Origin of the sequence: Nonomuraea sp. NPDC050227 (assembly GCF_044459705.1) — a bacterium.
GTDB lineage: Bacteria > Actinomycetota > Actinomycetes > Streptosporangiales > Streptosporangiaceae > Nonomuraea.
This window is the reverse complement of the sequence record NZ_JBITJF010000007.1, coordinates 34,050-59,370: the sequence shown is the minus strand read 5'-3', so window position 1 is coordinate 59,370 and position 25,321 is coordinate 34,050. Positions and strand designations below refer to the sequence as shown.

26 protein-coding genes are annotated in these 25,321 nt (G+C 72.7%); 14 read left to right on the top strand and 12 right to left on the bottom strand.

Features of this window, described 5'->3' with window-relative positions; translation table 11 throughout:
* The first annotated feature begins 11 nt into the window (after positions 1-11).
* From ACIBK9_RS26830 to ACIBK9_RS26820, 3 genes are read left to right on the top strand one after another with little or no spacing between them, the layout of a single operon-like run.
* Positions 12-638 (top strand): TetR/AcrR family transcriptional regulator, encoded by a 627-nt coding sequence (locus ACIBK9_RS26830; protein ID WP_397161744.1) that lies wholly within the window; start codon positions 12-14, stop codon positions 636-638.
* Positions 639-653: 15 nt separating this feature from the next.
* Positions 654-1,433: a hypothetical protein gene (locus tag ACIBK9_RS26825; RefSeq protein ID WP_358294714.1), complete on the top strand. Its 780-nt coding sequence runs from the start codon at positions 654-656 to the stop codon at positions 1,431-1,433.
* Between the two features lie 10 nt (positions 1,434-1,443).
* Positions 1,444-2,184, top strand: a complete 741-nt coding sequence (locus ACIBK9_RS26820) for an MBL fold metallo-hydrolase (RefSeq protein ID WP_397161743.1) — start codon at positions 1,444-1,446, stop codon at positions 2,182-2,184.
* Positions 2,185-2,224: 40 nt separating this feature from the next.
* Here the strand turns inward: ACIBK9_RS26820 and ACIBK9_RS26815 are convergent, their stop codons facing one another.
* A complete protein-coding gene (locus ACIBK9_RS26815; RefSeq protein WP_397161742.1) occupies positions 2,225-2,668 on the bottom strand; it encodes an NUDIX hydrolase in 444 nt (147 codons plus the stop codon).
* Between the two features lie 113 nt (positions 2,669-2,781).
* On the opposite strand from ACIBK9_RS26815, the gene ACIBK9_RS26810 reads away from it, so the two are divergent.
* Positions 2,782-4,359, top strand: coding sequence for an alkaline phosphatase family protein (locus ACIBK9_RS26810; RefSeq protein WP_397161741.1), 1,578 nt, complete (start codon positions 2,782-2,784; stop codon positions 4,357-4,359).
* 38 nt (positions 4,360-4,397) lie between these two features.
* On the opposite strand, the gene ACIBK9_RS26805 is transcribed toward ACIBK9_RS26810, so the two are convergent.
* A complete protein-coding gene (locus ACIBK9_RS26805; protein WP_358294706.1) occupies positions 4,398-4,868 on the bottom strand; it encodes a TspO/MBR family protein in 471 nt (156 codons plus the stop codon).
* A gap of 35 nt (positions 4,869-4,903) precedes the next feature.
* On the bottom strand, positions 4,904-5,260 hold the full coding sequence (locus ACIBK9_RS26800; RefSeq protein ID WP_352360503.1) for a helix-turn-helix domain-containing protein: 357 nt from the start codon (positions 5,258-5,260) through the stop codon (positions 4,904-4,906).
* Between the two features lie 32 nt (positions 5,261-5,292).
* On the opposite strand from ACIBK9_RS26800, the gene ACIBK9_RS26795 reads away from it, so the two are divergent.
* Both ACIBK9_RS26795 and ACIBK9_RS26790 read left to right on the top strand, forming a co-directional pair.
* Positions 5,293-6,174: a TIGR03620 family F420-dependent LLM class oxidoreductase gene (locus ACIBK9_RS26795; RefSeq protein WP_397161740.1), complete on the top strand. Its 882-nt coding sequence runs from the start codon at positions 5,293-5,295 to the stop codon at positions 6,172-6,174.
* Between the two features lie 65 nt (positions 6,175-6,239).
* Positions 6,240-7,202 (top strand): SDR family NAD(P)-dependent oxidoreductase, encoded by a 963-nt coding sequence (locus ACIBK9_RS26790; RefSeq protein WP_397161739.1) that lies wholly within the window; start codon positions 6,240-6,242, stop codon positions 7,200-7,202.
* Between the two features lie 3 nt (positions 7,203-7,205).
* Here ACIBK9_RS26790 and ACIBK9_RS26785 read toward each other — a convergent pair whose 3' ends face one another.
* The gene (locus ACIBK9_RS26785) at positions 7,206-7,838 is read right to left on the bottom strand and encodes a DUF47 family protein (protein WP_352360497.1); all 633 of its coding nucleotides are present in this window, start codon (positions 7,836-7,838) and stop codon (positions 7,206-7,208) included.
* Complete coding sequence (locus tag ACIBK9_RS26780; RefSeq protein ID WP_397161738.1) at positions 7,835-8,785, bottom strand: inorganic phosphate transporter; 951 nt, start codon at positions 8,783-8,785, stop codon at positions 7,835-7,837. Before ACIBK9_RS26780 ends, ACIBK9_RS26785 begins: the two co-directional genes overlap by 4 nt.
* 143 nt (positions 8,786-8,928) lie before the next feature.
* Between ACIBK9_RS26780 and ACIBK9_RS26775 the strand changes: the two genes are divergently transcribed.
* Genes ACIBK9_RS26775 through purU form a run of 4 tightly spaced genes read left to right on the top strand, consistent with a single transcriptional unit; the run spans position 8,929 to position 14,192 of the window.
* Positions 8,929-10,026 (top strand): aminotransferase class V-fold PLP-dependent enzyme, encoded by a 1,098-nt coding sequence (locus ACIBK9_RS26775; protein ID WP_364336252.1) that lies wholly within the window; start codon positions 8,929-8,931, stop codon positions 10,024-10,026.
* A gap of 7 nt (positions 10,027-10,033) precedes the next feature.
* Positions 10,034-10,957: a LysR family transcriptional regulator gene (locus ACIBK9_RS26770; RefSeq protein WP_397161737.1), complete on the top strand. Its 924-nt coding sequence runs from the start codon at positions 10,034-10,036 to the stop codon at positions 10,955-10,957.
* On the top strand, positions 10,954-13,341 hold the full coding sequence (locus ACIBK9_RS26765; RefSeq protein ID WP_397161736.1) for an FAD-dependent oxidoreductase: 2,388 nt from the start codon (positions 10,954-10,956) through the stop codon (positions 13,339-13,341). Before ACIBK9_RS26770 ends, ACIBK9_RS26765 begins: the two co-directional genes overlap by 4 nt.
* On the top strand, positions 13,338-14,192 hold the full coding sequence (gene purU, locus ACIBK9_RS26760) for a formyltetrahydrofolate deformylase (RefSeq protein WP_352322831.1): 855 nt from the start codon (positions 13,338-13,340) through the stop codon (positions 14,190-14,192). Before ACIBK9_RS26765 ends, purU begins: the two co-directional genes overlap by 4 nt.
* A gap of 16 nt (positions 14,193-14,208) precedes the next feature.
* Here purU and ACIBK9_RS26755 read toward each other — a convergent pair whose 3' ends face one another.
* Genes ACIBK9_RS26755 through ACIBK9_RS26745 form a run of 3 tightly spaced genes read right to left on the bottom strand, consistent with a single transcriptional unit; the run spans position 14,209 to position 17,424 of the window.
* Positions 14,209-14,559 carry a VOC family protein gene (locus ACIBK9_RS26755; protein ID WP_397161735.1) on the bottom strand — a complete coding sequence of 117 codons (351 nt, stop codon included), beginning with the start codon at positions 14,557-14,559 and terminating at the stop codon, positions 14,209-14,211.
* Positions 14,556-15,356, bottom strand: coding sequence for a helix-turn-helix domain-containing protein (locus ACIBK9_RS26750; RefSeq protein ID WP_397161734.1), 801 nt, complete (start codon positions 15,354-15,356; stop codon positions 14,556-14,558). Before ACIBK9_RS26750 ends, ACIBK9_RS26755 begins: the two co-directional genes overlap by 4 nt.
* A 10-nt stretch (positions 15,357-15,366) precedes the next feature.
* Positions 15,367-17,424: a prolyl oligopeptidase family protein gene (locus ACIBK9_RS26745; RefSeq protein WP_397161733.1), complete on the bottom strand. Its 2,058-nt coding sequence runs from the start codon at positions 17,422-17,424 to the stop codon at positions 15,367-15,369.
* Between the two features lie 280 nt (positions 17,425-17,704).
* Between ACIBK9_RS26745 and ACIBK9_RS26740 the strand changes: the two genes are divergently transcribed.
* From ACIBK9_RS26740 to ACIBK9_RS26730, 3 genes are read left to right on the top strand one after another with little or no spacing between them, the layout of a single operon-like run.
* Positions 17,705-18,214, top strand: coding sequence for an HNH endonuclease (locus ACIBK9_RS26740; RefSeq protein WP_352322827.1), 510 nt, complete (start codon positions 17,705-17,707; stop codon positions 18,212-18,214).
* A 45-nt stretch (positions 18,215-18,259) separates the two neighbouring features.
* Positions 18,260-19,087 (top strand): GNAT family N-acetyltransferase, encoded by an 828-nt coding sequence (locus ACIBK9_RS26735; RefSeq protein ID WP_397161732.1) that lies wholly within the window; start codon positions 18,260-18,262, stop codon positions 19,085-19,087.
* A 9-nt stretch (positions 19,088-19,096) separates the two neighbouring features.
* On the top strand, positions 19,097-19,309 hold the full coding sequence (locus tag ACIBK9_RS26730; protein ID WP_358294681.1) for a zinc ribbon domain-containing protein: 213 nt from the start codon (positions 19,097-19,099) through the stop codon (positions 19,307-19,309).
* Positions 19,310-20,271: 962 nt separating this feature from the next.
* On the opposite strand, the gene ACIBK9_RS26725 is transcribed toward ACIBK9_RS26730, so the two are convergent.
* The 3 genes from ACIBK9_RS26725 to ACIBK9_RS26715 all read right to left on the bottom strand — a co-directional run bounded on the left by ACIBK9_RS26725 (position 20,272) and on the right by ACIBK9_RS26715 (position 23,577).
* Positions 20,272-20,769 (bottom strand): WYL domain-containing protein, encoded by a 498-nt coding sequence (locus tag ACIBK9_RS26725; protein WP_357980526.1) that lies wholly within the window; start codon positions 20,767-20,769, stop codon positions 20,272-20,274.
* 74 nt (positions 20,770-20,843) lie between these two features.
* Positions 20,844-22,682 carry a dihydroxy-acid dehydratase gene (gene ilvD / locus ACIBK9_RS26720; protein WP_397161731.1) on the bottom strand — a complete coding sequence of 613 codons (1,839 nt, stop codon included), beginning with the start codon at positions 22,680-22,682 and terminating at the stop codon, positions 20,844-20,846.
* Positions 22,683-22,767: 85 nt separating this feature from the next.
* Positions 22,768-23,577, bottom strand: coding sequence for a thioesterase family protein (locus ACIBK9_RS26715; protein WP_397161730.1), 810 nt, complete (start codon positions 23,575-23,577; stop codon positions 22,768-22,770).
* A gap of 81 nt (positions 23,578-23,658) precedes the next feature.
* Between ACIBK9_RS26715 and ACIBK9_RS26710 the strand changes: the two genes are divergently transcribed.
* Positions 23,659-24,372 carry a TetR/AcrR family transcriptional regulator gene (locus ACIBK9_RS26710; RefSeq protein WP_397161729.1) on the top strand — a complete coding sequence of 238 codons (714 nt, stop codon included), beginning with the start codon at positions 23,659-23,661 and terminating at the stop codon, positions 24,370-24,372.
* A gap of 24 nt (positions 24,373-24,396) precedes the next feature.
* Here the strand turns inward: ACIBK9_RS26710 and ACIBK9_RS26705 are convergent, their stop codons facing one another.
* A complete protein-coding gene (locus tag ACIBK9_RS26705) occupies positions 24,397-25,224 on the bottom strand; it encodes a nuclease-related domain-containing protein (protein WP_364336232.1) in 828 nt (275 codons plus the stop codon).
* Between the last annotated feature and the right edge of the window lie 97 nt (positions 25,225-25,321).

The following is a 25,321-nucleotide window of genomic DNA, read 5'->3' as shown; positions in this document are numbered from 1 at the left end:
TCCTGTACGGCATGGCAGGACGCGGCAGGCAGGCCGAGGCGGCGCGGAACGATCTGCGGCTGCTCCAGGCGGCCCACGAGGTGTTCACGACCCAGGGGTTCGACGCGCCGGTCTCGGCCATCGCCAGGCAGGCGGGCGTCGGCATGGGCAGCCTCTACCGGCGCTACCGCACCAAGGAGGAGCTGCTCCAGCGGCTGTGCCTGATCGCCATGGAACGCGTGGTCGACAACCTGGAGTCGGCCCTGGCCGAGCCCGACCCATGGACCGGTCTGGAGGCGTACGTGCGCGCCTGCGTCGCCGGCCGCTCCGGCGCGCTGGCCCCGGTGGCGGGCACGATCGAGGTCACCGACGAGATGTGGCGCACCTCCCGCCGGGCCACCGAGCTGGCCGGCACCCTCGTCGCCAGGGCCCGCGAGGCCGGCGCGCTGCGGCCCGACGTGACCACGCTCGACGTCTCGCTGCTCATCGAGCAGTTCAGCAGGCCCGCCCCCGGCCCGCCCAGCGAGGAGCACCAGCGGGTCAAGGAGCGCCTGCTGGCCATCGCGCTCGACGGCCTGCGCGCCCCCGGCGCGACCCCGCTGCCCGGCGAGCCACCGAGCGCCGAGTGGTACGAAGGACGCTGGCGGACCTCCCCGTAGGTCTACGGTGGGACGGTGGCCTTCAATGACCTGCTGAAAGACCTCCAAGACAGCGCCGGAGCACAGGCCGCGGGCATCAGGCGCGGCTACGGCGGCCCGCCCGCCCGGACGATGAGCGTGCGCTCCGGCCCGGCCCGGTTGCGCTGCGCCTCGCTGCTCAAGCCGCTCTACGCCTGGGTGGCCGCCGACCACATCGACGACGCCGACCGCTGGCGCCGCCACGCCGAGCCCGCCGTGGTCGTCTCCTCCAACGCCGACACGCTCAGCCTCTGGCTGTCCATCGGCCCCCGCGTGCTGCTGGACGACCTCTACCGGCGCACCGGCGTCCGGTGGGCCCAGCCCGGCGGCGACCCGTCGCGCTTCGGCTCGGTGGAGGTCTCGGCCGAGGAGGTCGCCGCCGCCTACGCCGTGTTCGCGCAGGCCGCGGCGGCGGGCGACCCGGTGGCGGCCACCGTCCTGGCGTGGATGCGGCAGGTGGCGGGCGAGCAGACGTTCGGCGCCCGCGAGGCGCTCGGCTCGCCCGAGGCCGGCGTCAAGTGCGGCTGGTACGGCGCCCCCGACGAGACCTGCCTGCGCACCCACGCCGTCGCCGTCCTGCCGCGCGGCGGCACCCGGGCCACCGTGGTCGTGGCGATGACCGCGCTGCCCTACACCGGCGAGCGCGACCGCGAGTCCTACCACGCCCGCATCGCCCAGGGGCTGCCGGTCGAGTCCGTGCACGAGGGCCTGGCCGGGCCGCTGCTGCGGGGTCTGATGTCCACCACGCTGGCCGAGCTGGGGCACAAGCCCCGATAAGGTCGTGATCGTGCTGATCACAGTGCTGGGCGGATGCGGGGCTTGGCCGGCGGCGGGCCAGGCGTGCAGCGGTTATCTCATCGAGCACGACGGGTTCCGCGTGCTCGTCGATCCCGGCTACGCCACGCTGCCGCGGCTGCTCGAAACGACGCCGGCCGAGCGGATCGACGCCGTCCTGGTCAGCCACGGCCATCCCGACCACTGCTCCGACCTCAACCCGCTGCTGCGCGCCCGCGCCCTGGGCGACGCCCCGCCGGCCGCGCTGCCCGTGCACGCGCCGCCCGGCGCGCTCGACGCCGTGCTCGCGCTCGACCGGCGCGGCATGCTGGCCGGCAGCTTCGAGCTGCACGACCTGGAGCCGGGCGCGCCGCGCGAGATCGGCCCCTTCCGGCTCGACGCCTTCTCGCTGCCGCACCACGTGCCCAACGCCGGGCTGCGGCTGAGCGCGGGCGGCCGGGTGATCGCCTACACCGGCGACACCGGCCCGTCCGCCGACCTCGTCACGCTGGCCGCGGGCGCCGACCTGCTGGTGGCCGAGGCGACCTATCCCGAGCAGGTGCCCGGCGAGGACGCCCCCTACCTGTCCAGCGCCGCCGACGCGGGCCGCACCGCCGCGGCGGCCGGGGCCGCCCGGCTGCTGCTCACCCACCTGTGGCCCGGCACCCGGCCCGAGCCGGCGCTGGCGGCGGCGGCCAGGTCCTACCCGGGCGACCTCGCGGTGGCCACGGCGGGCCGCACGATCGAGGTGTAGCGGCGGGTTCAGCGGCGCGCGGCGGCGGTTCAGCGGCGGTTCAGCGGCGGGCGGCGGCGCGCAGGGCGGCCACCACGTCGGCCAGTTCCGGCGGCTCGACGCCGTACGGCATCTCCTCGGCCCAGGTGTGACCGCGGTAGACGCCGAGCTCCTCCTCGGTGAGCGCGGCGGGGGTCACCCGCGGGCGCGCCTCGTCGAAGGTGGCCAGGAAGAACGGCTCGGTCTTCACGTAACGCACGCCCAGCCAGGAGAAGTCGCGCTCGACGTCGACCCGGTGCTGGCCGACGGCCGAGCCGGGCAGCCCGGTCTCCTCGGCCAGCTCGCGCCGGGCGGCCTCCAGCGGCGTCTCGCCCGGGTCGAGGCCGCCGCCCGGGGGTTCCCACACGTCCGTGCCGCTGACCGGGTCGTACCAGTGCATGAGCAGGACGCGCCCGTCGCGGTCGAGGCAGACGACGCGGGCGGCGGGACGTTGGCTACTGCCCATTTGGGCCCCCTTTTCCCTCTATGGCGTCCATCGGAAAGACGCTATTCACGCACCCGCCTGACGCTGGAGATCCTTCAGCCGGATCACCCCAGCACTCAGCGAGGAGTACGTCCATGCAACGATGGCGCATCCTGCCCGCTCTCGTGGCCGCGGCCGTGTCGGTCCCCGCGCCGCCAGCCCTGGCGCATCAGGCGGCCGATCCCGCACCCGCTCCCGAGGGCAAGGTCCTCAACGGCGCGACCGCCCTGGCCGCGCCCGTGCCCGTGCCCGACGTCCCGAACGGCATCAGCAGCGACAAGGTCCTGGTCATCGGCCTCGACGGGTTACGCCACGACCGCATCGCCCCCGCCGACGCCCCCAACCTCGACGCCCTGATCAGCGGCGGCACGTTCGGCACGAGCCTGCTCTACACCAGCCCGATGGCCGCCACCTCCAGCGGCCCCGGCTGGTCCACGATCGCCACCGGCGTCTGGCCCGACCTGCACGGCGTCAAGGACAACACCTTCGCCGGCAAGCACTACGACCGCTATCCCGACTTCCTGACCCGGCTGGAGAACACCGGCGCCGGCCACTCCACCTACGCCGCCCTCGACTGGAAGCCGCTCGCCGACCAGGGCACCTTCGGCCCCCGGATCGACGCCAGGGTGGTCCTGGACGGCGACGCCGACGGCTACCCGGCCGAGGACGAGCGCCTCACCCAGGTCAGCGAGACCGTCCTGCGCACGAAGAACCCGGACGCCGCCTTCGTCTACCTGGGCGCGATCGACATCGCCGGGCACGGCAGCGGCGCCGCCTCGGCCGCCTACCTGGCCGCCATCCACGACGCCGACGCCCGGATCGGCCGGCTGCTGGCCGCGGTCAGGGCCAGACCGACGTACGCGAGCGAGCGCTGGACGGTGATCGTGGCCACCGACCACGGGCACACCGACGCGGGCGGGCACGGCGGGTCCTCGATCGAGGAGCGCCGCACGTTCGTCCTGGCGTCCGGGCCGGGCATCGCCGCCGGGGCGCGGCCGGCCGACACGCGCCTGGTGGACGTGACGGCCGCGGTCTTCACCGGGCTGGGGCTGGCCGTGCCGGGCGGGATCGACGGCCGGCGGGTCGACACCAGGACCGGCGACCCGTTCGAGGGCGTCGCGCTGTCCGGCAGGACCGACGAGACCGGCATCCCGGCCGGCGTGCTCGGCTACTCGCACACGCCGCCCGCGGGCTGGTCGGCGGACGCGTCCAGGATGCCGTCAGGGGGCGTTCAGGAGTGGCGCGGCTGGGCGTTCACCACGGACGAGTTCTGGTCGCGGGCGGCCCGTGACCAGCAGCGGGAGCTGAACGTCCGGTCCAGGGGCACCTTCGCGGTGGCCGACTCCGACGAGTGGGACGACAAGGCGCACGGGACCGGGACGTTCGACTCGACGCTCGTCTCGCCCGCCTACACCGTGACCGGCCGGACGTCCGTCACCCTCGCCTACGCCACCCACTACCGCGTGGACGGCGCGCAGAAGGCGCAGGTGCTCGTGTCGTTCGACGGCGGCGCGGACACGCTGGTGAAGAACTACACGGCCGACGCGGTCGCCAGGAACGAGTCGCTCGCGGTGGCCGTGCCGGCCGGGGCCAGGTCGATGAGGGTCAAGTTCCACTACTTCGACGCGACCAACAACTGGTACTGGGCGGTGGACGACCTGCGCGTCTCCTGACCGCGCGGGCGGAACCCCGCCTTCGGGCGGGGTTCCGGTCAGGGGTTGCGGGCGGCGATGGAGGCGTTGAGCGCGGTGGCGAAGGCCGTCCAGCCGACGTAGGGCAGCAGGGCCAGCCCGGCGCGGCGGTCGGCGCGCAGGAAGCGGCGCAGCAGCACGAGGTTGGCCGCGTCGAGCGCGACGATGTCGGCCAGCGCCAGGCGCGGGGAGCGGGCGCCGAAGAACAGCGGGGTCCAGGCGGCGTTGAGCGCGAGGTTGGCGCCCAGGGCGCGGGCCAGGCCGGCCCGGTCGTCGCCGCTGGTCAGGGCGCGCGCGCCGGCGTAGGCGATGAGGGCGTAGACCGGCGTCCAGACCAGGCCGAACGCCTGGCTGGGCGGCTGCCAGCGGGGCTTGCGCAGCCGGCGGTACCAGGCCGAGCCGGAGGAGGTGGCCAGGCTGCCGAGCGTGGCCGTGACGGTGACCGCGGCCGTGGTGGCGAGGAGGTTACGGGCGAACGGGCGCATCTGCATGGGCCTGCCTCTACCCGCCCGGGCCGCCGCATGCCCTAGGCGCCCTCCGGCTCCTCGACGACGAGGGCGAGCAGGCCGGGGAAACGTTCGTCGAACTCCGCGCGGCGCAGCCGGTTGAGCCGGCGGGCGCCTTCGTCGCGCTGCTCCAGCAGGCCGACCTGGCGCAGCACCCCGAAGTGGTGGCTGAGCGTGGACTTGGCCACCGGCAGGTGGGCGAACGTGCCGCAGGCGCGCGCCCAGTCGGGCTCCCCGGCCAGCTCGCGGACGATGCGGCGGCGGACCGGGTCGCCGAGCGCGTCGAGGGCGGCCTGCAGCGACACCTCGACGGGCGAGGTGTGGGTCAGGCCGCGCGCTCTGTTCGATGGCGGTCGAACATTGGTGTAGTGTTCCATCTCGATCGAACATTCTAGTCGAGGGAGCGGCCATGGAGACCGGGCACTTCGGGGTGTGGCATCCGCTGATCGGCAAGGCCCCCGCCGAGCAGGCGCGGCGCGCGGCGGCCGAGATCGAGCGGCTGGGCTACGGCTCCGTGTGGATCAACGAGGGCCGGCAGAGCAAGGAGCCGCTCACCACCGCGGCCGTCCTGCTGGCGGCCACCACCCGCGTCGCGGTCGCGACCGGCATCGCCAGCATCTGGGGCCGCGACGCGACGGGCATGACGGCGGGCGCGAAGACGCTGGCCGACGCCTTCCCCGGCCGTTTCGTGCTGGGCATCGGGGTCAGCCACGGCCCGCTGGTCGGCAGCCGCGGCCACGCCTACGACAAGCCGCTGAGCGCGATGCGCGCCTACCTCGACGGCATGGACGCCGCCGAGGAGGGCCTGCCCGCGGCGCGGGCGCCCCGGCTGCTGGCGGCGCTGCGGCCCCGGATGCTGGAGCTGTCCAGAGACCGGGCCGACGGCGCCCACACCTACTTCGTGCCGCCCGAGCACACCGAGCAGGCCCGCCGCGTCCTCGGCGCGAACCGGCTGCTGGTGCCCGAGCAGGCCGTGGTGCTGGAGACCGACCCGGCAAGGGCCCGTGAGATCGCCCGCGCCCACCTGGCCTACTACCTGACCCTGCCCAACTACCTGGGCAACCTGCGCGCCCTGGGCTTCACCGACGCCGACTTCGCGGGCGGCGGCAGCGACCGGCTGGCCGACGCCATCGTGGCCTGGGGCGACGAAGGGCAGGTCGCCGCGCGGTTGCGGGCCCACCTCGACGCCGGGGCCGACCACGTGGCCGTCCAGCCGCTGTCGCCGGGCGTCCCCGACCTCGACGACGCCCTGAGTCAGCTCCAGCGCCTGGCCCCGGCCCTCGGCCTCTGATCCGGGCGGGCGGCCCGGCGGGTCGGTTTGACTTAGAGCGCACTTCAATTCGTAACGTCGGTCCCATGACAACGCCTCAGCACAGGATCGGTTCGGGTTTCGGCGCGAGAAGCACCGCGGACGAGGTGCTCAAGGGCATCGACCTCACCGGCAGGGTCGCGCTCGTCACCGGCGGCTACTCCGGCCTCGGCCTGCAGACCACCCGCGCGCTCAGCGACGCCGGAGCCCAGGTCGTCGTCCCGGCCCGGCGTCGCGGCGCGGCCGAGGAGGCCCTGGCCGGCATCGACCGCGTCGAGGTGGGCGAGCTCGACCTGGGCGACCTCGACAGCGTGCGGCGCTTCGCCGAGGAGTTCCTGGCCTCCGGCCGCGACCTGCACCTCCTGATCAACAACGCCGGCATCATGGCCTGTCCCGAGACGCGGGTCGGCCCCGGCTGGGAGGCCCAGTTCGCCACCAACCACCTCGGCCACTACGCGCTGGTCAACCGCCTGTGGCCGGCCGTCGAGCGCGGCGGCGGCCGGGTCGTGGCCGTCTCCTCCGCCGGCCACCGGCGCTCCGGCATGCGCTGGGACGACGTGATGTTCGAACGCGGCTACGACAAGTGGCAGGCCTACGGCCAGGCGAAGACGGCCAACGTGCTGTTCGCCGTGCACCTCGACGCCCTGGCCAAGGACGCGGGGGTGCGGGCGTTCGCGGTGCACCCCGGCGGCATCCTGACCCCGCTCCAGCGCCACCTGACCAAGCAGGAGATGGTCGAGGCGGGCTGGATCGACGAGCAGGGCAACCTGCTCAATCCCGGCTTCAAGAGCCCTGAGCAGGGCGCGGCCACCCAGCTGTGGGCGGCCACCTCGCCGCAGCTCGACGGCATGGGCGGCGTCTACTGCGAAGACTGCGACATCGCCGAGCCGGCCGACGGCTCCGGCGGCGGGGTGCATCCCCATGCCACCGACCCCGAGCAGGCCGCCCGCCTGTGGCGGTTGTCGGCCGAGCTGACCGGCGTCGACGCCTTCGCCGGGCGGGCGGCCTGACGGTCAGCGTTTCATGGCGCCGTCGGCGATGGCGTCCGCCGCCTCGCCGATGGCCATGCCCACGATCTCCAGGCGGCGCACCAGCTCGCGCTGCTTGAGCGCGTCCGAGGTGACCTCGCCGGAGAAGATCCGGGAGATCTCGTACTGGTACATGCGCCGGATCGCGCCGCCGGCCTTCTTGGCCTCCAGGGCGTCCTGCACCACCGCCGAGGGCCGGGCGGCCAGGCCGCGCACGGCGCTCTCCAGGGCGTCGATGCCCACGATGACCTGGTCGAGCAGCGGCGTGAAGCGGATCTGGTCGGGCACCCGGTACAGGTGCGACTCGCGCACGAAGTCCCGCAGCGAGTCCAGCACGTCGTCGATCGAGCGCGACAGGCGGAACAGGTCCTCGGGGTCGATGGGCGTGACCAGCGCGGTCTTGAGCTCCTCGACCAGGCGGGCGCGCTCCTCGTCGCCGAGGTGCTCGATCGCGCGCATCCGCTCGTGCGCGCCGGTCCTGCCGACCTCGCCGCCGATCATGGCCATCGCCAGCCACGCGCCCTGCTTGGTGGCCTTGAGCTGGCCGAGCAGGGCGCCGGTGAGCGCGCCGTCCATGCGGCCGGTCATGAGGTCACGGATCCGGCGCCATCGCTTCACCACGTCCCCCTCAGCCCCTTCAGGACGAACGCCGCCGTCGCGGCCAGCAGGCCGCTCAGCGGGAGCGTCAGCAGCCAGGCCACGACGATCTTGACGGCGGCGTACCAGCGGACCCGGCCGCCGCCCTGCGCGACCCCGGCGCCGACCAGCCCGCCGGCCACGGCCTGCGTCATGCTCACGGGCATACCCAGCCCGGCGCAGGCGAGCACGGCGGTGCCCGCGGCCAGTTCGGCTGCGACGCCGTGCGCGGGCCGGGAGACGATGATCTCGCGGCTCAGCGTACGGCCCGCCCTGGGCAGCCCGTAGAGCGCGCCGAGCCCGAACAGCACCGCCACCAGCGAGGTGCAGGCCAGGGGCGCGCCCTGGAAGCCGAGCGCGATCATGAAGACGGCCAGCATCTTCTGCCCGTCGTTGGCCGCGTAGGCGAGCGTCTGGAGCAGGAACCCGGCCCAGTGCCAGCGGGTCAGGCCGGGCGCGTCGGTCACCCGGACGAGCAGCCGGATGAGCAGCCACGACAGCAGCGCCCCCACGAACGGCGCCGCCAGCCCGAAGACCAGCACGAGCGCCACCGAGCCGCCCGACACCGGCAGCCCCCACCCCAGCCCGGCCCCGGTGAGCCCGCCCACCACGGCCAGCGTGAGGCTGGTCGGCCGGCCCTTCGCGCTGAGCGTGAACACCACCGCCAGCGCGCAGAGCACGCCCACGGTCATCGCGGCCTGGCCGCCGGGGGCGTGGAAGCCCGCCAGCCGGTTCACGAACGTCAGCGCCACCTGGTGGGTGACCAGCGGGACCACCGTGACGAGCAGCACGAGCGCGAGGATGCCGACGGCCGGCCTGATCACCGGCAGCTTGAGCCCGGTCGCCAGCAGCGTCCCGCCGTCGTTGATCCCGGACACGACGGCGAACAGCCCCGCGACCCCGATCAGTACGACGGTCTCCAACGGCACGTGTCCCATCCCAGTCGGCGCTGCTCGGCACGGACAAGCCCGATTCCCTTATGGCCCTCATAGGTGAAAGGCGGCTGTCCCGTGCGGCGCCACCCCGGATAGCGTCCGTAATGCCGGATAACTACCCAAGATCGAGTGGATTGATGGACGAAGAACTCATTCTGTTGAATCCCGGGCCCGCATGTACGTCGAAGCGGGTCAAGGACGCCCTGCTTCGCGGCGACCTCTGCCACCGCGAGCCCGAGTTCACGGAGTTGCTGTTCAGGATCCGCGAGGCCCTGCCCCGGTGCCTGAACCTCGGCGGCACGCACGAGGCGCTGCTGGTCACCGGGTCGGGAACCGCGGCCATGGAGATGGCGGTCATCAGCTCCGTCCGCGCGGGACGCGGCGTGCTCGTCGTGAACAACGGCGTCTACGGCGACCGGATGATCAAGATCGCGAAGGCGCACGGCATCCCGTTCCACGAGGTCAGGAGCGACTGGACGGTCCCGGCCGACCCCGAGGCCGTCCGGGCGGCGCTGGCCGGGCGCGACGACGTGGACGCCGTGGTCTGCGTGCACCACGAGACCACGACCGGCCTGATCAACCCGATCAAGGAGATCGGCGAGGTCGTGGCCGAGCACGGCGCGCTGTTCGTGATCGACGCGATCAGCGGCACCGCGATCGAGGACCAGGACCTGGCGCAGGTCAGGGCGGACGTCGTCTGCGGCACCGCCAACAAGGGCCTGCACGGGCTGCCCGGCATGTCGTTCATCCTGTGCAGCGAGGCCGCGATCGAGCGGATCCAGGAGGCGCCCGCGCGCAGCCTCTACCTCAACGCCGCCAGCTACCTGGCCGGTCAGCGCAAGGGCGACGTGCCGTTCACCCCGGCCGTGCAGGTCTGCTACTCCCTCGACGAGGCGATCAAGGAGTACGAGGAGGCGGGCGGCTTCGCGGCGCGGACCCGGCTGTACCGCGAGCGGGCGGCCCTCGTCCGCGGCCAGTTCGCGCGGCTCGGCCTGGAAATCCTCGTTGATGAACAATTCAGGTCAAACACCGTAACAATGCTTCATCTCCCCGAAAACGTAACTTATGCGGCGCTTCATGATGAGCTCAAAAAGCGCGGTTACGTTATCTACGCCGGTCAGGGGCAACTTTCCGCGGACTTCTTCAGGATCTGCACGATGGGTGAGATCCCCTGGCACCGGCTGGAACAGCTTGAGGACGCGCTCCGAGAGTCGATCGAGGCAGCTAGGGGTTAACGACGACATGCAGCTCAACCTGCACCGGCTCTGGATCTTCATGACGGTCGTGGAGTGCGGCGGCTTCTCGGCCGCCGCGCAGAAGCTCTACCTCAGCCAGCCGTCCGTGTCACACCAGGTCAGGCAGCTTGAGCAGGCGCTGCGCGCCACACTGATCGACCGCAGCGGCGCCCGCATCAGGCTCACCCCCGAGGGCGAGGTGATGCTGGAGTACGCCAGGCGGGTGTTCCTGCTGGCCGACGAGGCCGTGGCCGCCATCCGGCAGGTCTCCGGGCTGCAGACCGGCAAGCTGGTCGCGGGAGGCACCACCACCGTCGGCACGTACCTCCTGCCGCCGTTGCTGGCCGCCTTCCGCGACCGTCATCCGGGCATCGAGCTCGGCATCCAGGTCGGCAACGGCCAGCGGGTCGAGCGCGGCCTGGTGGACGGCGAGATCGGCGTCGCGGTGCTGGCCGGCGAGCCCGGCGCGGCGCAGCTCGTCAGCGAGCCGATCCTGGAGGACCGGCTCGTCGTCATCACCCAGCCGGGCCACCGGCTGTCCAGCAAGGGCCGCGCCGAGCCCGCCGACCTGACGGGCGAGTTCTTCCTCATCCGCGAGCCCGGCTCCTCCACCCGCGAGCTGCAGGAGCAGGCGCTGGAGGCGTGGGGGCTCGAAGAGGCCGGCCGCAGCGAGATCTGGGGCCCGGAGACGATCAAGCAGGCGGTCGCCGCGGGGCTCGGCGTCTCGCTGGTGTCCGAGCACTGCGTCGAGCAGGAGCTCGCCGACGGGCGGCTGGCGGCCCTGGAGGTGCTGCCCGCGCCCAAGCCCCGCCCCATCGTGCTGGCCCACCGCCGCGACCGGCTGCTGGGGCCCGCCGAGCAGGCGTTCATCGCCATGCTGCGCAACGTCCGCAGCTGGCCGGGGATCAATCGCTTGAGGAGCATCTCTTGACATCCCTGCCCTCCCGGGCACAGGTCGTGATCATCGGCGGCGGCATCGCGGGCTGCAGCGTGGCCTACCACCTGGCCCAGCTGGGCTGGACCGACGTCGTGCTGCTCGAACAGGGGCAGCTCTCCTGCGGCACCACCTGGCACGCCGCCGGGCTCGTCGGCCAGCTCCGCAGCACCGAGAGCATGACCAGGCTGATCAAGTACAGCACCGACCTGTACGCCCGCCTGGAGGCCGAGACCGGCTTCGGCACCGGCTGGAAGCAGTGCGGCAGCGTCAGCGTGGCCCGCACCCCCGAGCGCATGACCCAGTTGCGGCGCACCGCGGCCGCCGCCCGGAACTACGGCATCCAGGCCGAGGTCGTCAGCGCGCGCGAGGCGGGCGAGCTGTGGCCGGTCATGCGCACCGACGACCTGGTGGGCGGCGTCTGGCTGCCCGGCGACGGCAAGGCCAACCCGGCGGACCTCACGCAGGCGCTGGCCAGGGGAGCCCAGCGGCACGGCGTCCAGGTGATCGAGCGGGTCCGGGTCACCGGCGTCACCGTGCGCGACGGCGCCGTGCGCGGCGTGCACACCTCCGAGGGGCACATCGAGACCGAGGTGCTGGTCAACTGCGCCGGACAGTGGGCCAAGGAGGTCGGCAGGATGGCCGGCGCGACCGTCCCGCTGCACTCGGCCGAGCATTACTACGTGGTCACCGAACGCATCCCCGGCGTGCGCCCCGACCTGCCCGTGCTGCGCGACCCCGACGGCTACGCCTACCTGAAGGAGGAGGTCGGCGGCCTGGTCGTGGGCGGCTTCGAGCCGGACGCCAAGCCCTGGGGCATGGACGGCATCCCCCACCCCTTCGAGTTCCAGCTCCTGGAGGCGGACTGGGACCAGTTCGCGATCATCATGGAGAACGCGATCCAGCGCGTCCCGGCGCTGGAGAGCGCCGGGATCAGGATGTTCTACAACGGGCCGGAGAGCTTCACGCCCGACAACATGTTCCTGCTCGGCGAGACCCCCGAGGTGCGCGGCCTGTTCGTCGGCGCGGGGTTCAACTCGGCCGGCATCGCCTCGGCGGGCGGCGCCGGCCGCGCGCTGGCCGAGTGGATCGTGAACGGCGAGCCGACCGGCGACCTGTGGCCCGCCGACATCCGGCGCTTCGCCCGCTGGGCCGGCAACGACACCTGGCTGCGCGACCGGGTCACCGAGACGCTGGGGCTGCACTACGCGATGTCCTGGCCGGACCGGGAGCCGGAGACCGCCCGGCCGCTGCGCCGCTCGCCGGTCCACCACCTGCTGGCGCAGGCCGGGGCGCGCTTCGGGTCGAAGATGGGCTGGGAGCGGGTCAACTACTTCGGGCCCGCCACGCCGTCCACGTTCGGGCGGCCGGGATGGCAGCCGTACGTGGACGCCGAGGTGGCGGCCTGCCGGAACGCGGCGGCGCTGTTCGACCAGACGGCCTTCTCCAAGTTCGTCCTCAAGGGCCCCGAGGCCATGGAGGCGTTGCAGTGGCTGTGCACCGCCGACGTGGACGTCGAGCCCGGCCGGGTCGTCTACACCGGCCTGCTCAACGACCGGGGCGGCTACGAGTCGGACGTGACGGTGACGCGCGTGGCCCGCGACGAGTACCTGATCGTGACCGGCTCGGCCCAGACCACCAGGGACTTCGACCACATCTCCAAGGGCCTCGGCGACCGGCGGGCGGTCCTGGTGGACGTCACCGGCGCGTACGCGGTCTTCGGCGTGATGGGCCCCTCGTCCAGGACGATCCTGCAGTCGGTGTCGAAGTCCGACTTCTCCGCCTTCGACTTCGGCACGTCCCGGCTGGTCGACCTCGGTCACGCCACCGTGCGCGCCACCCGCGTCACGTACGTGGGCGAGCTGGGCTGGGAGTTGTACGTGCCCGCCGAGTTCGCCGTCACCGTGCACGAGACGCTCATGGGCGCCGGCGGGCTGACCCAGGCCGGTCACTACGCCATCGAGGCCATGCGCATCGAGAAGGGCTACCGCGCCTGGGGCCGCGAGCTGGGCCCCGAGATCACCCCCGCCGCCGCCGGGTTGCGTTTCACCTGCAAGAAGAGCGGCGGCTACCGGGGAGCGCGGCACGCTCTGGAGACGCCGTCGCGCAGGGTAGTCTCGATCGTGCTGGACGACCCCGCCGCACACCTGTGGGGCGGCGAGTCCCTGCTGTCCGACGGCGTCCCGGTGGGCTACGTCACCTCGGCGGCCCACAGCCCCACGCTCGGCAGGTCCGTGGCGCTGGGCTTCGTCACCGAGGTCTCTCAGGAAGGCGGCGTCACGCTGGAGAAGGTGGAGGTCGACGTGGCCGGCGACCTGTACTCTGCCCAGATCAGCCTCAAGGCGCCCTACGATCCCACGTCCGCGAGAGTGAAGGCATGAGCAGCCACGCCGAGTACATCCTGACCCTGTCCTGCCCCGACCGCCCCGGCGTGGTGGCCGCCGTCTCCGGCCTGCTGGCGGCGCACGGGTGCAACATCATCGAGAGCCAGCAGTTCGGCGACCGGGTCGCCCAGCGGTTCTTCATGCGCGTGCAGTTCTCCGGCCCGCTCGGCGAGGACGAGCTGGGCGCCGCCTTCGCCGCCCTGGCCCCCGACTTCGCCATGGAGTTCAGGCTGCGCGACGTGGCCAGGAAGCCGCGCGTGCTGATCATGGTCAGCCGGTTCGACCACTGCCTCAACGACCTGCTCTACCGGGTCAGGTCGAAGACGCTCGGCATCGAGGTCGTCGCGGTCGCCTCCAACCACCCCGACCTGCGCCCGCTCACCCAGTCGTACGGCATCGACTACCACCACCTGCCGATCACGCCCGAGACCAAGCCGAGGCAGGAGGCCGAGGTGCTGGCGCTGGTCGAGCACTACCAGGTCGACCTGGTGGTGCTGGCCCGCTACATGCAGGTGCTGTCGGAGGACCTGTGCGAGAAGCTGGCCGGGCGGGCGATCAACATCCACCACTCGTTCCTGCCGTCGTTCAAGGGCGCCAAGCCCTACCACCAGGCCCACAACCGGGGCGTCAAGCTCATCGGCGCCACGGCCCACTACGTGACCTCCGACCTTGACGAGGGGCCGATCATCGAGCAGGAGGTCGCCCGGGTCAACCACAGCCACTCGCCGGACGACCTCGTGCGCATCGGGCGCGACGTGGAGTGCGTGGCGCTGGCCCGCGCGGTCCAGTGGCACGCCGAGCAGCGCGTCCTGCTCGACGGACACAAGACCGTCGTCTTCCCCCGCTGACCCCTTTCCGAGGGGGTTACGGGCGGTACGTCCCGAAGAACCAGGAGTTGCCTTCGGGGTCCTCGCAGGCGTACTCGCGCGAGCCGTACGGCTGGTCGGTGAGCTCCATGGTGATCACGGCCCCCGCGGCCCTGGCGTGGTCGTGGTGGGCGTCGACGTCGTCGACCGCGATGTAGACGCCGGGCCCGCCCGGCTTCCCCCGGCCGATCATGATCAGGTCGTCCTCGACGAACAGTTCGGCGTGCTGGACGACCCCGGACTCGTCCTTCGACGACTCGTGCACCCGGAACCCGAACGCCGCGGTCAGGAAGTCGAGCGCCGCCTGCGGGTGCTGGTAGCGGGCCAGTGCGTAGACAGTGCGTTTCATGGCTCCAGCATGTCCGCCGGCCCGCCCGCGGGTCTTGGACGAATCTGACCGGGCGTGGTGCCGCCGAGCGCCCGGAACTCCCGGTTGAGATGGGCCTGGTCGTAGAAGCCGCACTCGGCCGCGACCGCGGCGATCGGCCTGCCGGAGCGCAGCAGCCGCGCCGCCCGGCCGAACCTGATCACCCGGGCCGCCGTCTTGGGGGCCAGCCCGACCTGGTCGTGGAAGCGGGCCACCAGATGCCGATGACTCCAGCCCAGCGACGCGGCCAGCGACGACACGCCGAGCCGCCCGCCCGACTCCAGCAGCCGCGCCCACGCCCACGGCAGTTCGGGGCCCACCTGCGGCCCGGCCAGGATGCGCGCGGTCAGCAGCCGGTCGGTCAGGGCCAGCCGCTCCCGCCACGACGGCGTCGCGGCCAGCCGGTCGAGCAGCTCCCCGGCCCACGGCCCGAGCACCGCCTCCACCGGGACCACCCGGCTCGTCAGGTGACGCATCGGCAGCCCGTACAGCCGCCGCGCCCCGAACGGCGTGAGCACCACCTCCACGCCCTCGCACGGCCCCTCGACGCGGGTGACCGCGAACCGGTCGGCGAGCCCGCCCGCGAACGCCCTGACCCGCTCCCCGTACGCCTCCATCGGCGCGCCGACGCCCAGGATGAGCACCGCCCCGGGAAGGGCGGCCTCGGCGCGCGTGACGGGCGCGGGATAGTGCTCGCTGTAGGCGCAGAGCCGGGTGACGTACGGCCGCAGCGCAGCGCTGGGGACGGCCTCGACGACGGCCGGCCCCAGGCTGCTCATGCCTGCGACACTACAGACCGGTGTGCTGGGCGAGGAAGGTCAGCGTGTCGGCCGACAGGTCGACCGTCCGGCTCACCGAGCGGGCGCCGTGGCCCACCTCGGCCTCGTTGCGCAGCAGCACCGGCCGCCCGGCCGTGGAGGCGTGCTGCAACGCCGCGCACATCTTCCAGGCGTGCAGCGGGTGCACCCGCGTGTCGGACTGGAAGACGGTGAACAACGTCGCCGGGTAGGCCACCGACTCCTCGACCCGGTGGTAGGGCGAATACCCCCACAACCAGCCGAACTGCTCGGGGTCGTCGGCACTGCCGTACTCGACGTTCCAGGTCGCGCCGAGGCCGAACTTCTCGTACCTGATCATGTCGAGCAGCGGAGCCGAGCAGACCACGGCCGCGTACAGGTCGGGACGCTGCGTCAGCGCGGCGCCCACCAGCAGGCCGCCGTTGGAGCCGCCGGAGATGCCGAGCTGCTCGCGGGTGGTGACGCCGGTCTCGATGAGGTGCTCGGCCGCGGCGTGGAAGTCGTCGAACACGTTCTGCTTGTTGGCCAGCATGCCCGCGCGGTGCCAGTCCTCGCCCTCCTCGCCGCCGCCGCGCAGGTTGGCGATGGCGTAGACGCCGCCCGCCTCGACCCAGGCCAGGATCGAGGCCGAGTAGCCGGGGGTCATGGACAGGCCGAAGCCGCCGTAGCCGTACAGGATCGTGGGCCGGGGGCCGGGCCGCTCGTCGGCGGGGGAGATGATCAGCATCCGGACGGCGGTGCCGTCCTTGGACCGGTACACCACCTGCGACGTGCGCACCGGCGGCACCTCGACCGCGCCCGGCGAGGCGGCCCACAGCGTGGTCTCGCCCGTGCGGGCGTCGTAGCGCTGGATCGTCGGCGGCGTGGTGTTGTCGGTGTAGCCGAACCACGCCTCGAAGCCGCCCTCGGGACGCTCGGAGATGCCGCCGATCGTGCCCAGCCCCGGCGTCGGCACCGAGCCGACCCGCTCGCCGGTCGCCAGGTCGTGGACGGTGATCTCGCTGATCGCGTGGCGGGTCCAGCCCACCAGCATGACCGGGCGCTCCAGGTCGTCGAGGATGGCGAAGTCGGACAGCACCGCCTCGGGGTCCTCGGGGATCAGGTCGCGCCAGGTCTCGTAGCCGGGGTCGGCCGGGTCGGTCACGCACACCCGGCCGCGGGAGGCGTCCCTGTCGGTGTGGACGTAGAGCCGGCCGTCGCGGCCGAACACCAGGGCGGTCTGCGCGTCGACGCCCTCCTGCACGACCTTCAGGTCGGGGGAGTCGGCGGGCGAGGCGGTCAGGTCGGCCACCCACAGGTCGTTGCGCGGCGCGGTGCCCTCGTGCGCCGAGACCTGGAGCCAGTGGCCGTCGCGCGAGACGGAGACGCCGTAGTAGTTGGTCATCTTCAGCCCCTGGCCGAAGATCATCACGTCGTCCTCGGTCGAGGTGCCGACGCGGTGGAGGTAGACGCGGCGGTGGAACTGCGCCTCGTTCTCCGGCACCTCGGTGCGCGGCAGCCTGCGCACGTAGTAGAACGCCTCGCCGCCGGGCAGCCAGGCGATGGGGGAGTAGCGGCAGCGGTCGATCGGGCCCTCGACGCGCATCCCGGTCGCGACGTCCATGACGTAGAGGACCGACTCCTCGTCGCCGCCCACCGAGATCTGGTACGCCAGCAGCCGCCCTTCCTTGTCGGGCTGCACGGCGTCGAGCGTGGTGAGACCGGACGGGTCGATCTCCATCGGGTCGATCAGCGCCCGCTCGGTGCCGTCGGCCTCGACCACGTAGTAGACCGCGTGCTCCTGGTCGGGCGTGCGGCGGGAGAAGAACCGGCGCTCCCCGCGCCAGGCCGGAACCCCCACCGAGCCGGACCGCAGCAGCTCGGCGATGCGGTCCTTGAACCGCTGCTCGCCCCGGCTGGCGTTGAACAGCTCGGCCTGCGCGAGCAGCCACTCCTTGGTGTCCGGGCTGTCAGGGTCCTCCAGCCACCGGTACGGGTCGGGGACGGGCGTTTCGTGCAGGATGTCGACGACGTCTTCGCGGCGTGCCGTCGGATAAGGCTCTCGCGTCATGCCAGGAACCCTACTGCCAAGGTGGGGGCGTAAAGCGCTGGTGAAGCGGGCATAAAACGTAACGTGTGTCCCTCTGGTCATTCCGGCTTGAAGATTATGGGGTGGCGGGGACGCTACGGCTAACGCCAGACTTGGTGACAGGACGGTGCCGTGGTGACCATCCGCTGGACCGTCCGGCGGAGGTCCATGTGACGGAAGCACCAGTGCCCCAGGAGGGGCCGACAGGCGGGACATGCCACGGCATGTCCCCTTTGATACGCGCGCGGCAGGGAGAGGCCCGATGACGCGCCAGGTCCTGCTGCTCAACGCCACCTACGAGCCGCTCACCACGCTCTCGCTCCACCGGGCCATCGTCCTGGTGCTGCGGGAGAAGGCCGACGTCGTGCACCGCGACGGGCGGGGCGCCCAGCTCCGCTCGGCGAGCTGCACCCTCGACGTGCCTTCGGTGATCAGGCTCCGCAGATACGTCCGCATCCCCTACCGGTCCCGAATCCCGCTGACCAGGGCCGCCCTCATGCGGCGCGACGACTACCGCTGCGCCTACTGCGGGCAGCGGGCCGAGACCATCGACCACGTGATCCCGAGATCGCGCGGCGGCACCCACACGTGGGAGAACTGCGTCGCCTCGTGCACGACCTGCAACCACCGCAAGGCCGACAAATACCTGGAGGAGCTGGGATGGACGCTGCGCGTCCTCCCGGCGGTGCCGAGGGGCGCCCACTGGCGGCTCATCGGCGCCTCGCTCGTCGGCGATCCACAATGGGCGCCCTACCTGGAGGCGGCGGCCTAGCAATCCCTTTGAAGCCGGAGGCCACCGCCTGCCACCATGACGGGCATGTGGACCTTCACCTCCGATCCGGAGGAATTCGCCGCGGTCGCCGAGCCGTTCCTGCTCGGCGACCCGGTCGGCAACACGGTTCCGCTGACCGTCCTGGCCAACCTGCGCGCCGGCCATCCCGCCGACGCCGCCTTCTTCGCCTGGTGGACCGCCGGGGGCCAGGTGCGCGCCGCCGCCTTCCGCACGCCGCCCGCCCCCCTGAGCCTCACGCGCATGCCCGCCGAGGCCGTCGCCCCGCTGGTCGAGGCGCTCGGCGGCGACGTGCCCATGGTCGTGGGGCCGGTCGAGGTGACGGCCGAGGTGGTCCGGCTGCTCGGCGAGCCCGACCGGACGGTGTCCGAACGGCTCTACCGGCTCGGCGCGCTCGCCGTCCCGTCCGTGCCCGGCCGCGGCCGGCTCGCCGGGCCCGGCGACTTCCCGCTGATGGTGAGCTGGTACCAGGCGTTCGGCGCCGAGGTCGGGCTCGGGGAGGCGCACGACGTCGCCGAGCGCGTCGCCCAGCGGGTGGCCGGGCGCGAGCTGTTCGTGTGGGAGGCCGAGGGCGTGCCGGTCTCGGTGGCCGGGCTCGGCCGGGCGGCCGGCGGCGTGTGCCGCGTCGGACCGGTCTACACGCCGCCGTCGTGCCGCAGGAGGGGCTACGGGGCCGCGGTCACCGCGTACGCCAGCGAAGTGGCGCTGGCCGAACGGTGCGAGCAGGTCGTGCTCTTCACCGACCTGGACAACCCGACCAGCAACGCGATCTACCGGTCGATCGGCTACGAGCCCGTCTCCGACCATGCGCACCTGACCTACGCCGGCTCCCGCTCACCGGCCACAGCGGGTTAGGCTTACCGCATGCCGCGTTACGACTTCCGCTGCCGCGCCTGCGGCTCCACGTTCGAGGTCTCCCGTCCCATGTCGGCCTCAGACGAGCCGGCGACCTGCCCGGAGGGCCACGGCGACACGGTCAAGCTGCTGTCCACCGTGTCCATGACCGGTGGCGCGGCCGCTCCCCGTCCGGCCGGCGGTGGCGGCGGCTGCTGCGGCGGAGGTTGCTGCTCCTCCTGAGCGGCGGGCCCGGGTGAACGCCTCCACGGCCAGCCGGGCCGCCCGCTCCACGGTCGCCACGCCCGTCGCCATGTCCGGGCTGCGCTCCGACAGCACGGCGATGAGTAGTTCGTGCCCGTTCAGCACGATCCGGCCCACGCTGTTGACCGTCCACCGCCCGTCGTGCGCGTCCACCGGCAGCCAGCCGTTCTTGAGCGCCACCTCGCCGCCGGCGGCGCTGACGCCCCACGCCTGCGACCGGTCCACCGACGACATGAGCCCCAGCGCCCAGCGGCGGCTCGCGGCCGGCACCGGCCCGGCGGGGTCGGTGAGCTGCTCCAGCACCCGCACCTGGTCCGACGGGTGGCTGAGGGTCATGCCCCACGACAGGCCCGCGCCCGGCCTGGTGTCGCGCACCTCCAGCGCCCCCAGGACCCGGCTGAGCCCCTCCTGGCCGCCGACCGTCATGTACAGCTCGTGCGCGCTCTCGTTGTGGCTCTGGCGGATCATCCGGGAGGCGAGCCTGCGTTCGTACGCGCCGAGCCGCCGGTGCTCGCTCTGCCTGAGCAGCAGCAGGGCGAGCAGGATGTCCACTTTGGCCACGCTGGCCAGCACGAACGGCCTGCCCTCGGCGTAGGAGTACCGCACGCCAGTCGCGCGGTCGTACACCGACAGCGCCACCCGCCCCGGACGGCCCCGCAGCTGACGTTCCAGCGCCCGGTCGAGCGCCCGCCGCGTGGCCGGCGGCAGCAGGCGCTCCACGGCCACCGCCTGGCGGTGCGCCACGATCGGGAGCGGGGCCGGACGCGGGCCCGCCGCGCAGGCGGACACGGCGACGGGCACGACGACGGGCAGCAGGGCGGCGATGAGCGAGATCCCCCGGACGCGCATGTGCGCGAGCCTGTCACGCCCCGCACCAACGCCCGGGGGCCCGAGGGTCAAGCTTGCGGCAGGTTACGCCGCGATGATCTGCTTGCGGCAGGTCATGCCGCGGTGGTGCGCCGGCGGCGGCGCTGGAAGGGCAGGAACCGGTCGGCCAGGTGCGGCCGCGACGGGGTCAGGGTGGGCTCGACCGCGATGATGCGGTCGAACCGGAACGCCCTGATGGCCCGCCGCATCCGGCACACGCCGACCAGGTACCAGTATTCGCGGTGGACCAGGCAGGTCACCGGCTCGACGTCGCGGGAGGTGACGGCCCCCGAGGCGTCGCGGTAGTGGAGGCGGATCATGAGGCGGCTGGTGATGGCGTCGGCGATGAGCCTGGCCCGGGAGGCGGTCTCCACGGGCAGCGGCTCGGTCAGGGTCGCGAGCGTGGTCGCGATGACGTCGTCGTCGAGCTCCAGGTGTTCGAGCGCGTGTTGCAGGCCGCGTCGTGCGGCGACGGCCTGCGGGCCCGCTCCGAGGTGAGCGAGGGAGAGGGCGATGGCGGCGATCTCGGCGGTCGTCAGCGGGCGAGTCTCGTCCTTCACGACTGTCGTCATACCCCAAGAATAGGGACGACCACCGACAATTTTCGAAAATCTGTGCGGTGGACCGGGGGTCCACCGCACCCTAACTATCGGGACAGCTGCGACAGATCACGCGAGGCGCCGGTCGAGGCGGACGTGGTCATCGCCGCGTACGCCTGCAGCGCCACGCTCACCGGACGGTTGCGGTCGCGCGGCCGGTAGCCGCCCAGGTCGGCCAGCAGCCGCTCGCGCCGCGCGGCCAGCTCGGCCTCGGGCACCCGCAGCTCCATCGACCGGCCGGGGATGTCGATGTCGATGATGTCGCCGTCCTCGACCAGCGCGATCGCGCCGCCCTCGGCCGCCTCCGGCGAGGCGTGCCCGATCGACAGCCCGGACGTGCCGCCGGAGAAGCGGCCGTCGGTGACCAGCGCGCACGCCTTGCCCAGGCCCTTGCCCTTGAGGAAGGAGGTCGGGTAGAGCATCTCCTGCATGCCGGGGCCGCCCTTGGGGCCCTCGTAGCGGATGACCACCACGTCGCCCTCCTTGACCCGCCCGCCGAGGATGCCCTCGACGGCCTGCTCCTGCGACTCGAACACCACCGCGGGCCCGCTGAACTTCCAGATCGACTCGTCGACCCCCGCGGTCTTCACCACCGCGCCGTCGAGCGAGATGTTGCCGTAGAGCACGGCCAGGCCGCCGTCGGCGCTGTAGGCGTGCTCCAAGTCGCGGATGCACCCCTGCGCCCGGTCGAGGTCGAGGGAGTCCCAGCGGTTGTCCTGCGAGTATGCCTTCACCGTGCGCACGTTGCCCGGCGCCGCGTGCCACAGCTCGACGGCCTCGGGCAGCACGGTCGGCGACTTGACGTCCCAGGCGGCCAGCGTGTCGCCCAGCGTGCCCCCGTTGACCGTGGGCACGTCGCTGTGCAGCAGCCCCGCCCGGTCGAGCTCGCCCAGGATGGCCGGGATGCCGCCGGCGCGGTGGACGTCCTCGACGTGGTACTTGCTGGTGGCCGGGGCGACCTTGCACAGGCACGGCACCCGCAGCGAGATCTCGTTGATCTCCTTGAGGCCGAAGTCGACCTCGGCCTCGCGGGCCGCGGCCAGGATGTGCAGGATCGTGTTGGTGGAGCCGCCCATCGCCACGTCGAGCGCCATGGCGTTCTCGAACGCCGCGCGGCTGGCGACCGAGCGCGGCAGCACCGACTCGTCGCCGTCCTCGTAGTAGCGGCGGGTGATCTCGACGAGCTGGCGGCCGGCGTCCTCGAAGAGCTGCTTGCGCCGCTTGTGGGTGGCCAGGATCGTGCCGTTGCCGGGCAGGGCCAGGCCCATGGCCTCGGTCAGGCAGTTCATGGAGTTGGCGGTGAACATGCCCGAGCAGGAGCCGCAGGTGGGACAGGCGTTCTCCTCCATCTCCAGCAGCTCGGCGTCGGTCACCGACTCGTCGGCGGCGGCGACCATCGGGTCGACGAGGTCGAGCTTGCGGCCCGGCGTCTTGCCGGCCTCCATGGGGCCGCCGGAGACGAAGATCGTGGGGATGTTCAGCCGGAACGCGGCCAGCAGCATGCCCGGCGTGATCTTGTCGCAGTTGGAGACGCAGATCAGCGCGTCGGCGCAGTGGGCGTTGACCATGTACTCGACGGCGTCGGCGATCAGCTCGCGGGACGGCAGCGAGTAGAGCATGCCGCCGTGGCCCATCGCGATGCCGTCGTCGACGGCGATCGTGTTGAACTCGCGCGGGATCGCCCCCGCCTCGCGGATCGCGGCCGAGACGACGTCGCCGACCTCGCGCAGGTGCACGTGGCCCGGGACGAACTGGGTGAAGCTGTTGGCCACCGCGATGATGGGTTTGCCGAAGTCGCTCCCGGCTACGCCGGTCGCCCGGAGCAGGGCCCGGGCGCCGACCATGTTCCTGCCGTGGGTGACCGTACGTGACCTGAGGGCCGGCATTGTGCTTCTCCCATCATGAGGCGAGTCTTCACATGTTACGGCCACCCGCCCGGCACCTGAGACGCGTGTCCACTACCCGGACGGCTCAGTCCGGCAACCGTACGGCCGCGAGCTGGGTCGCCTGGGCCACCAGCCGGCCCTTGGAGTCCCACACGTGGGCCACCTCGTCCATGCGGTCGCCGCCGACGTCCGTGGCCGACAGGCGGACCCTGATCGGGCCGGGGGCGGGCAGCCGGCGGATGTAGGCCGAGAGCTGAATCGTCGGCACCCAGCCGGACAGCCCGAGGTCGAACGAGACCGGCGGCACCGGGTCGAGCGCCACCAGCAGGCTGAGCGGGTCCCAGTCGGAGCCGTCGGCCAGGCGCTGCCAGCTCGCGATCTCGCCCTTCCTGGTCGGCGTCCCGAACGCGAACGCCAGATGCGCCGGATCGACGCGCTCCTCGACCACGGCCATCAGCGGCACGGCGAAGTCCGCGCCGGGCGGGTCGGTGGGCGCGAGGAAGCAGTCCTCCTCGGCCGGCAGCTCGACCGGGGGGAGCGAGGTCCACCAGGGGTCGCCGTCGTCCAGGACGCCGAGCGTGACGTGCGACTCGACGCGCACCCTGCCCTCCTGGGCCAGCGAGACCCGGACCTGGGCCAGGCTCCGGCCGATCCGCAGCGGCTCCACGCGCACGTCCGCCGGGCCGGGCGCGGGCGGCTCGACGAAGGCGCCGCTCACGGCGGTCACGTGCGGGTGCCGCTCGCCGGCGCCGCTCTGGCAGGCGGCGCGGGCCAGCACCGCCAGCAGGTAGCCGCCGTGCAGCTTGGTGCCCACGCTCCACTGGGCGTCCAGCGTGGCGCCGAACTCGTCCGCGCCGCGGGCGACCAGCGCGGTCGCCTTCCCGAAAGTCCCCATTTTTCGCGATATCCCTTCAGATATCCGTTCAGCAGAAGGTCAGATTGACACCGTCAACCTGACGGCGTCAATCTGAGATCCATGACCGCTGCGAGACGTGTGCGCGCCCGGCGCGGAGAAGGCGGCCTGCTGCGGGAGGAGATCCTGCGCGCGGCCGAGGACCTGCTGACCGAGTCCGGCAGCGAGGACGCCCTCACCCTGCGCGCCGTCGCCCAGCGCGCCGGGGTGTCCACGCCCTCGGTCTACCTGCACTTCGCCGACAGGGAGGCGCTGCTGGAGGCCGTCTGCCTGCGCGTGTGGGACGAGTTCGGCCGGATGTTCAGCGAGAACCTGACGGGCGACCCGTTCCTCGCGCTCGGCCGCTGCGGACGGGCCTACGCGCGCTTCGCCCTCGACCATCCCGTGCAGTACCGGGTGCTGATGATGCGGCCCTCGGCCGTGCAGGGCGTGCCGCCGGCCGCCGCCGCGTGCTTCCGCCACATGGTGGACGCCGTCGCCGCCTGCGTGGCGGCCCGCGTGCTCGAAGGCGATCCCGAGGAGCTGGCGCTCGGCCTCTGGTCGGCCGTGCACGGCTGCGTCTCGCTGCTCATCGCCCAGCCGTCCTTCCCCTGGCCCGAGGACCGGGAGGCACTGATCGACCACATCGTCCGCATCGCCGGGGTGGGCACGGCCCTGCTGTCCCGCCTGCCGGACGCGCTGCCGCCCAGCGGCGTGCTGGCCGCCGAGCTGGACGACTTCGGCGCCCGGCTGTCGGCGGGCACGTCGGCGGGCGTGAAAAAACCCCGCGGAGGGTGACTCCGCGGGGTCGGCCGGCCTGTCCTAGCCCTCGCCGTACCGGGCGGGCAGGACCTGGGCGGCGATGTCGTAGAGCCGGTCGATCTCGGCCGGGGTCAGCGCCCGCTCGCGCTTGGTGATCCACTTGCGCGCCCGGTCGCCCTGGTAGACGTCCACGCCGCGGATGGTCATGATCTTCCACGGCACGGGCGGCCCGTAGATGGCCAGGGACGGCACGACGACGACCTCGCGGCCGAACGCCTTGCTGATCAGCTCGCTGGCCTGGGACGCCTCCCATTTGGCCTCGGTCAGCCTCGGCTTCATGTCGAAGGGGCCGTGGAAGAGCTTCTTGCCCGACTGGACGCGGACGGGAAGCCGTTTGTCCCACTTCTCGGAGTCCACGGCGTAGACGCCGGTCGGACCCACCACGAGGTGGTCGATCTGGGCCTCGCTGCCGGGGATCGCCCTGGCGTGCAGGGTGCGGTAGCCGCTGCGCTCCAGCCTGCGGAGCTGCCCCTCGGTACGCCGCTCGGCCACGGACGCGCGCCGCCACGCCGGCACCGTGGAGTGGGACCGCGCGCGGTAGACCGCTTCGAAAATGGCCGCGACCACCCCGGCGGTAACGCCCAGACGCCAGTCGCGCAGCAGGAAACCCACCACGATCGCCACGCCGATCGCCACGAGCGCGCGATTGCGCATGCGGCGGAACCGCGGCTCCTGGAGCAGGTCACGCACGGACGCGCGTTCCACGGGCGCGTAGGTGGTGGTGGGCGCCGATGGTGTCGCGGCGGCGGTGCGCTCGCCCTCTGGCCGGTCGCTCACCCAGATGGGTGACGCGTTGTGACCGTCTTCTCGCTGGTTGTCGGAGTCCACGTAACTCACCGTAGCTCGGAGATCGGAATGATTCCTAGTGTTGACCTGTCCATAGTTTTATGGCCCAGCTCATCGTGTTCCACTCATGTTTTCGGGG

What these genes read in the sequence shown, in the direction of transcription:
- ACIBK9_RS26790 (WP_397161739.1), top strand. Translation starts at nt 6,240, where the DNA reads ATGACAACGCCTCAGCACAGGATCGGTTCGGGTTTCGGCGCGAGAAGC.
- ACIBK9_RS26815 (WP_397161742.1), bottom strand. Translation starts at nt 2,668, where the DNA reads ATGGGCAGTAGCCAACGTCCCGCCGCCCGCGTCGTCTGCCTCGACCGC.
- ACIBK9_RS26735 (WP_397161732.1), top strand. Translation starts at nt 18,260, where the DNA reads ATGTGGACCTTCACCTCCGATCCGGAGGAATTCGCCGCGGTCGCCGAG.
- ACIBK9_RS26795 (WP_397161740.1), top strand. Translation starts at nt 5,293, where the DNA reads ATGGAGACCGGGCACTTCGGGGTGTGGCATCCGCTGATCGGCAAGGCC.
- ACIBK9_RS26745 (WP_397161733.1), bottom strand. Translation starts at nt 17,424, where the DNA reads ATGACGCGAGAGCCTTATCCGACGGCACGCCGCGAAGACGTCGTCGAC.
- ACIBK9_RS26710 (WP_397161729.1), top strand. Translation starts at nt 23,659, where the DNA reads ATGACCGCTGCGAGACGTGTGCGCGCCCGGCGCGGAGAAGGCGGCCTG.
- ACIBK9_RS26750 (WP_397161734.1), bottom strand. Translation starts at nt 15,356, where the DNA reads ATGAGCAGCCTGGGGCCGGCCGTCGTCGAGGCCGTCCCCAGCGCTGCG.
- purU (WP_352322831.1), top strand. Translation starts at nt 13,338, where the DNA reads ATGAGCAGCCACGCCGAGTACATCCTGACCCTGTCCTGCCCCGACCGC.
- ACIBK9_RS26740 (WP_352322827.1), top strand. Translation starts at nt 17,705, where the DNA reads ATGACGCGCCAGGTCCTGCTGCTCAACGCCACCTACGAGCCGCTCACC.
- ACIBK9_RS26715 (WP_397161730.1), bottom strand. Translation starts at nt 23,577, where the DNA reads ATGGGGACTTTCGGGAAGGCGACCGCGCTGGTCGCCCGCGGCGCGGAC.
- ilvD (WP_397161731.1), bottom strand. Translation starts at nt 22,682, where the DNA reads ATGCCGGCCCTCAGGTCACGTACGGTCACCCACGGCAGGAACATGGTC.
- ACIBK9_RS26725 (WP_357980526.1), bottom strand. Translation starts at nt 20,769, where the DNA reads ATGACGACAGTCGTGAAGGACGAGACTCGCCCGCTGACGACCGCCGAG.
- ACIBK9_RS26805 (WP_358294706.1), bottom strand. Translation starts at nt 4,868, where the DNA reads ATGCAGATGCGCCCGTTCGCCCGTAACCTCCTCGCCACCACGGCCGCG.
- ACIBK9_RS26730 (WP_358294681.1), top strand. Translation starts at nt 19,097, where the DNA reads ATGCCGCGTTACGACTTCCGCTGCCGCGCCTGCGGCTCCACGTTCGAG.
- ACIBK9_RS26830 (WP_397161744.1), top strand. Translation starts at nt 12, where the DNA reads ATGGCAGGACGCGGCAGGCAGGCCGAGGCGGCGCGGAACGATCTGCGG.
- ACIBK9_RS26755 (WP_397161735.1), bottom strand. Translation starts at nt 14,559, where the DNA reads ATGAAACGCACTGTCTACGCACTGGCCCGCTACCAGCACCCGCAGGCG.
- ACIBK9_RS26775 (WP_364336252.1), top strand. Translation starts at nt 8,929, where the DNA reads ATGGACGAAGAACTCATTCTGTTGAATCCCGGGCCCGCATGTACGTCG.
- ACIBK9_RS26770 (WP_397161737.1), top strand. Translation starts at nt 10,034, where the DNA reads ATGCAGCTCAACCTGCACCGGCTCTGGATCTTCATGACGGTCGTGGAG.
- ACIBK9_RS26800 (WP_352360503.1), bottom strand. Translation starts at nt 5,260, where the DNA reads ATGGAACACTACACCAATGTTCGACCGCCATCGAACAGAGCGCGCGGC.
- ACIBK9_RS26810 (WP_397161741.1), top strand. Translation starts at nt 2,782, where the DNA reads ATGCAACGATGGCGCATCCTGCCCGCTCTCGTGGCCGCGGCCGTGTCG.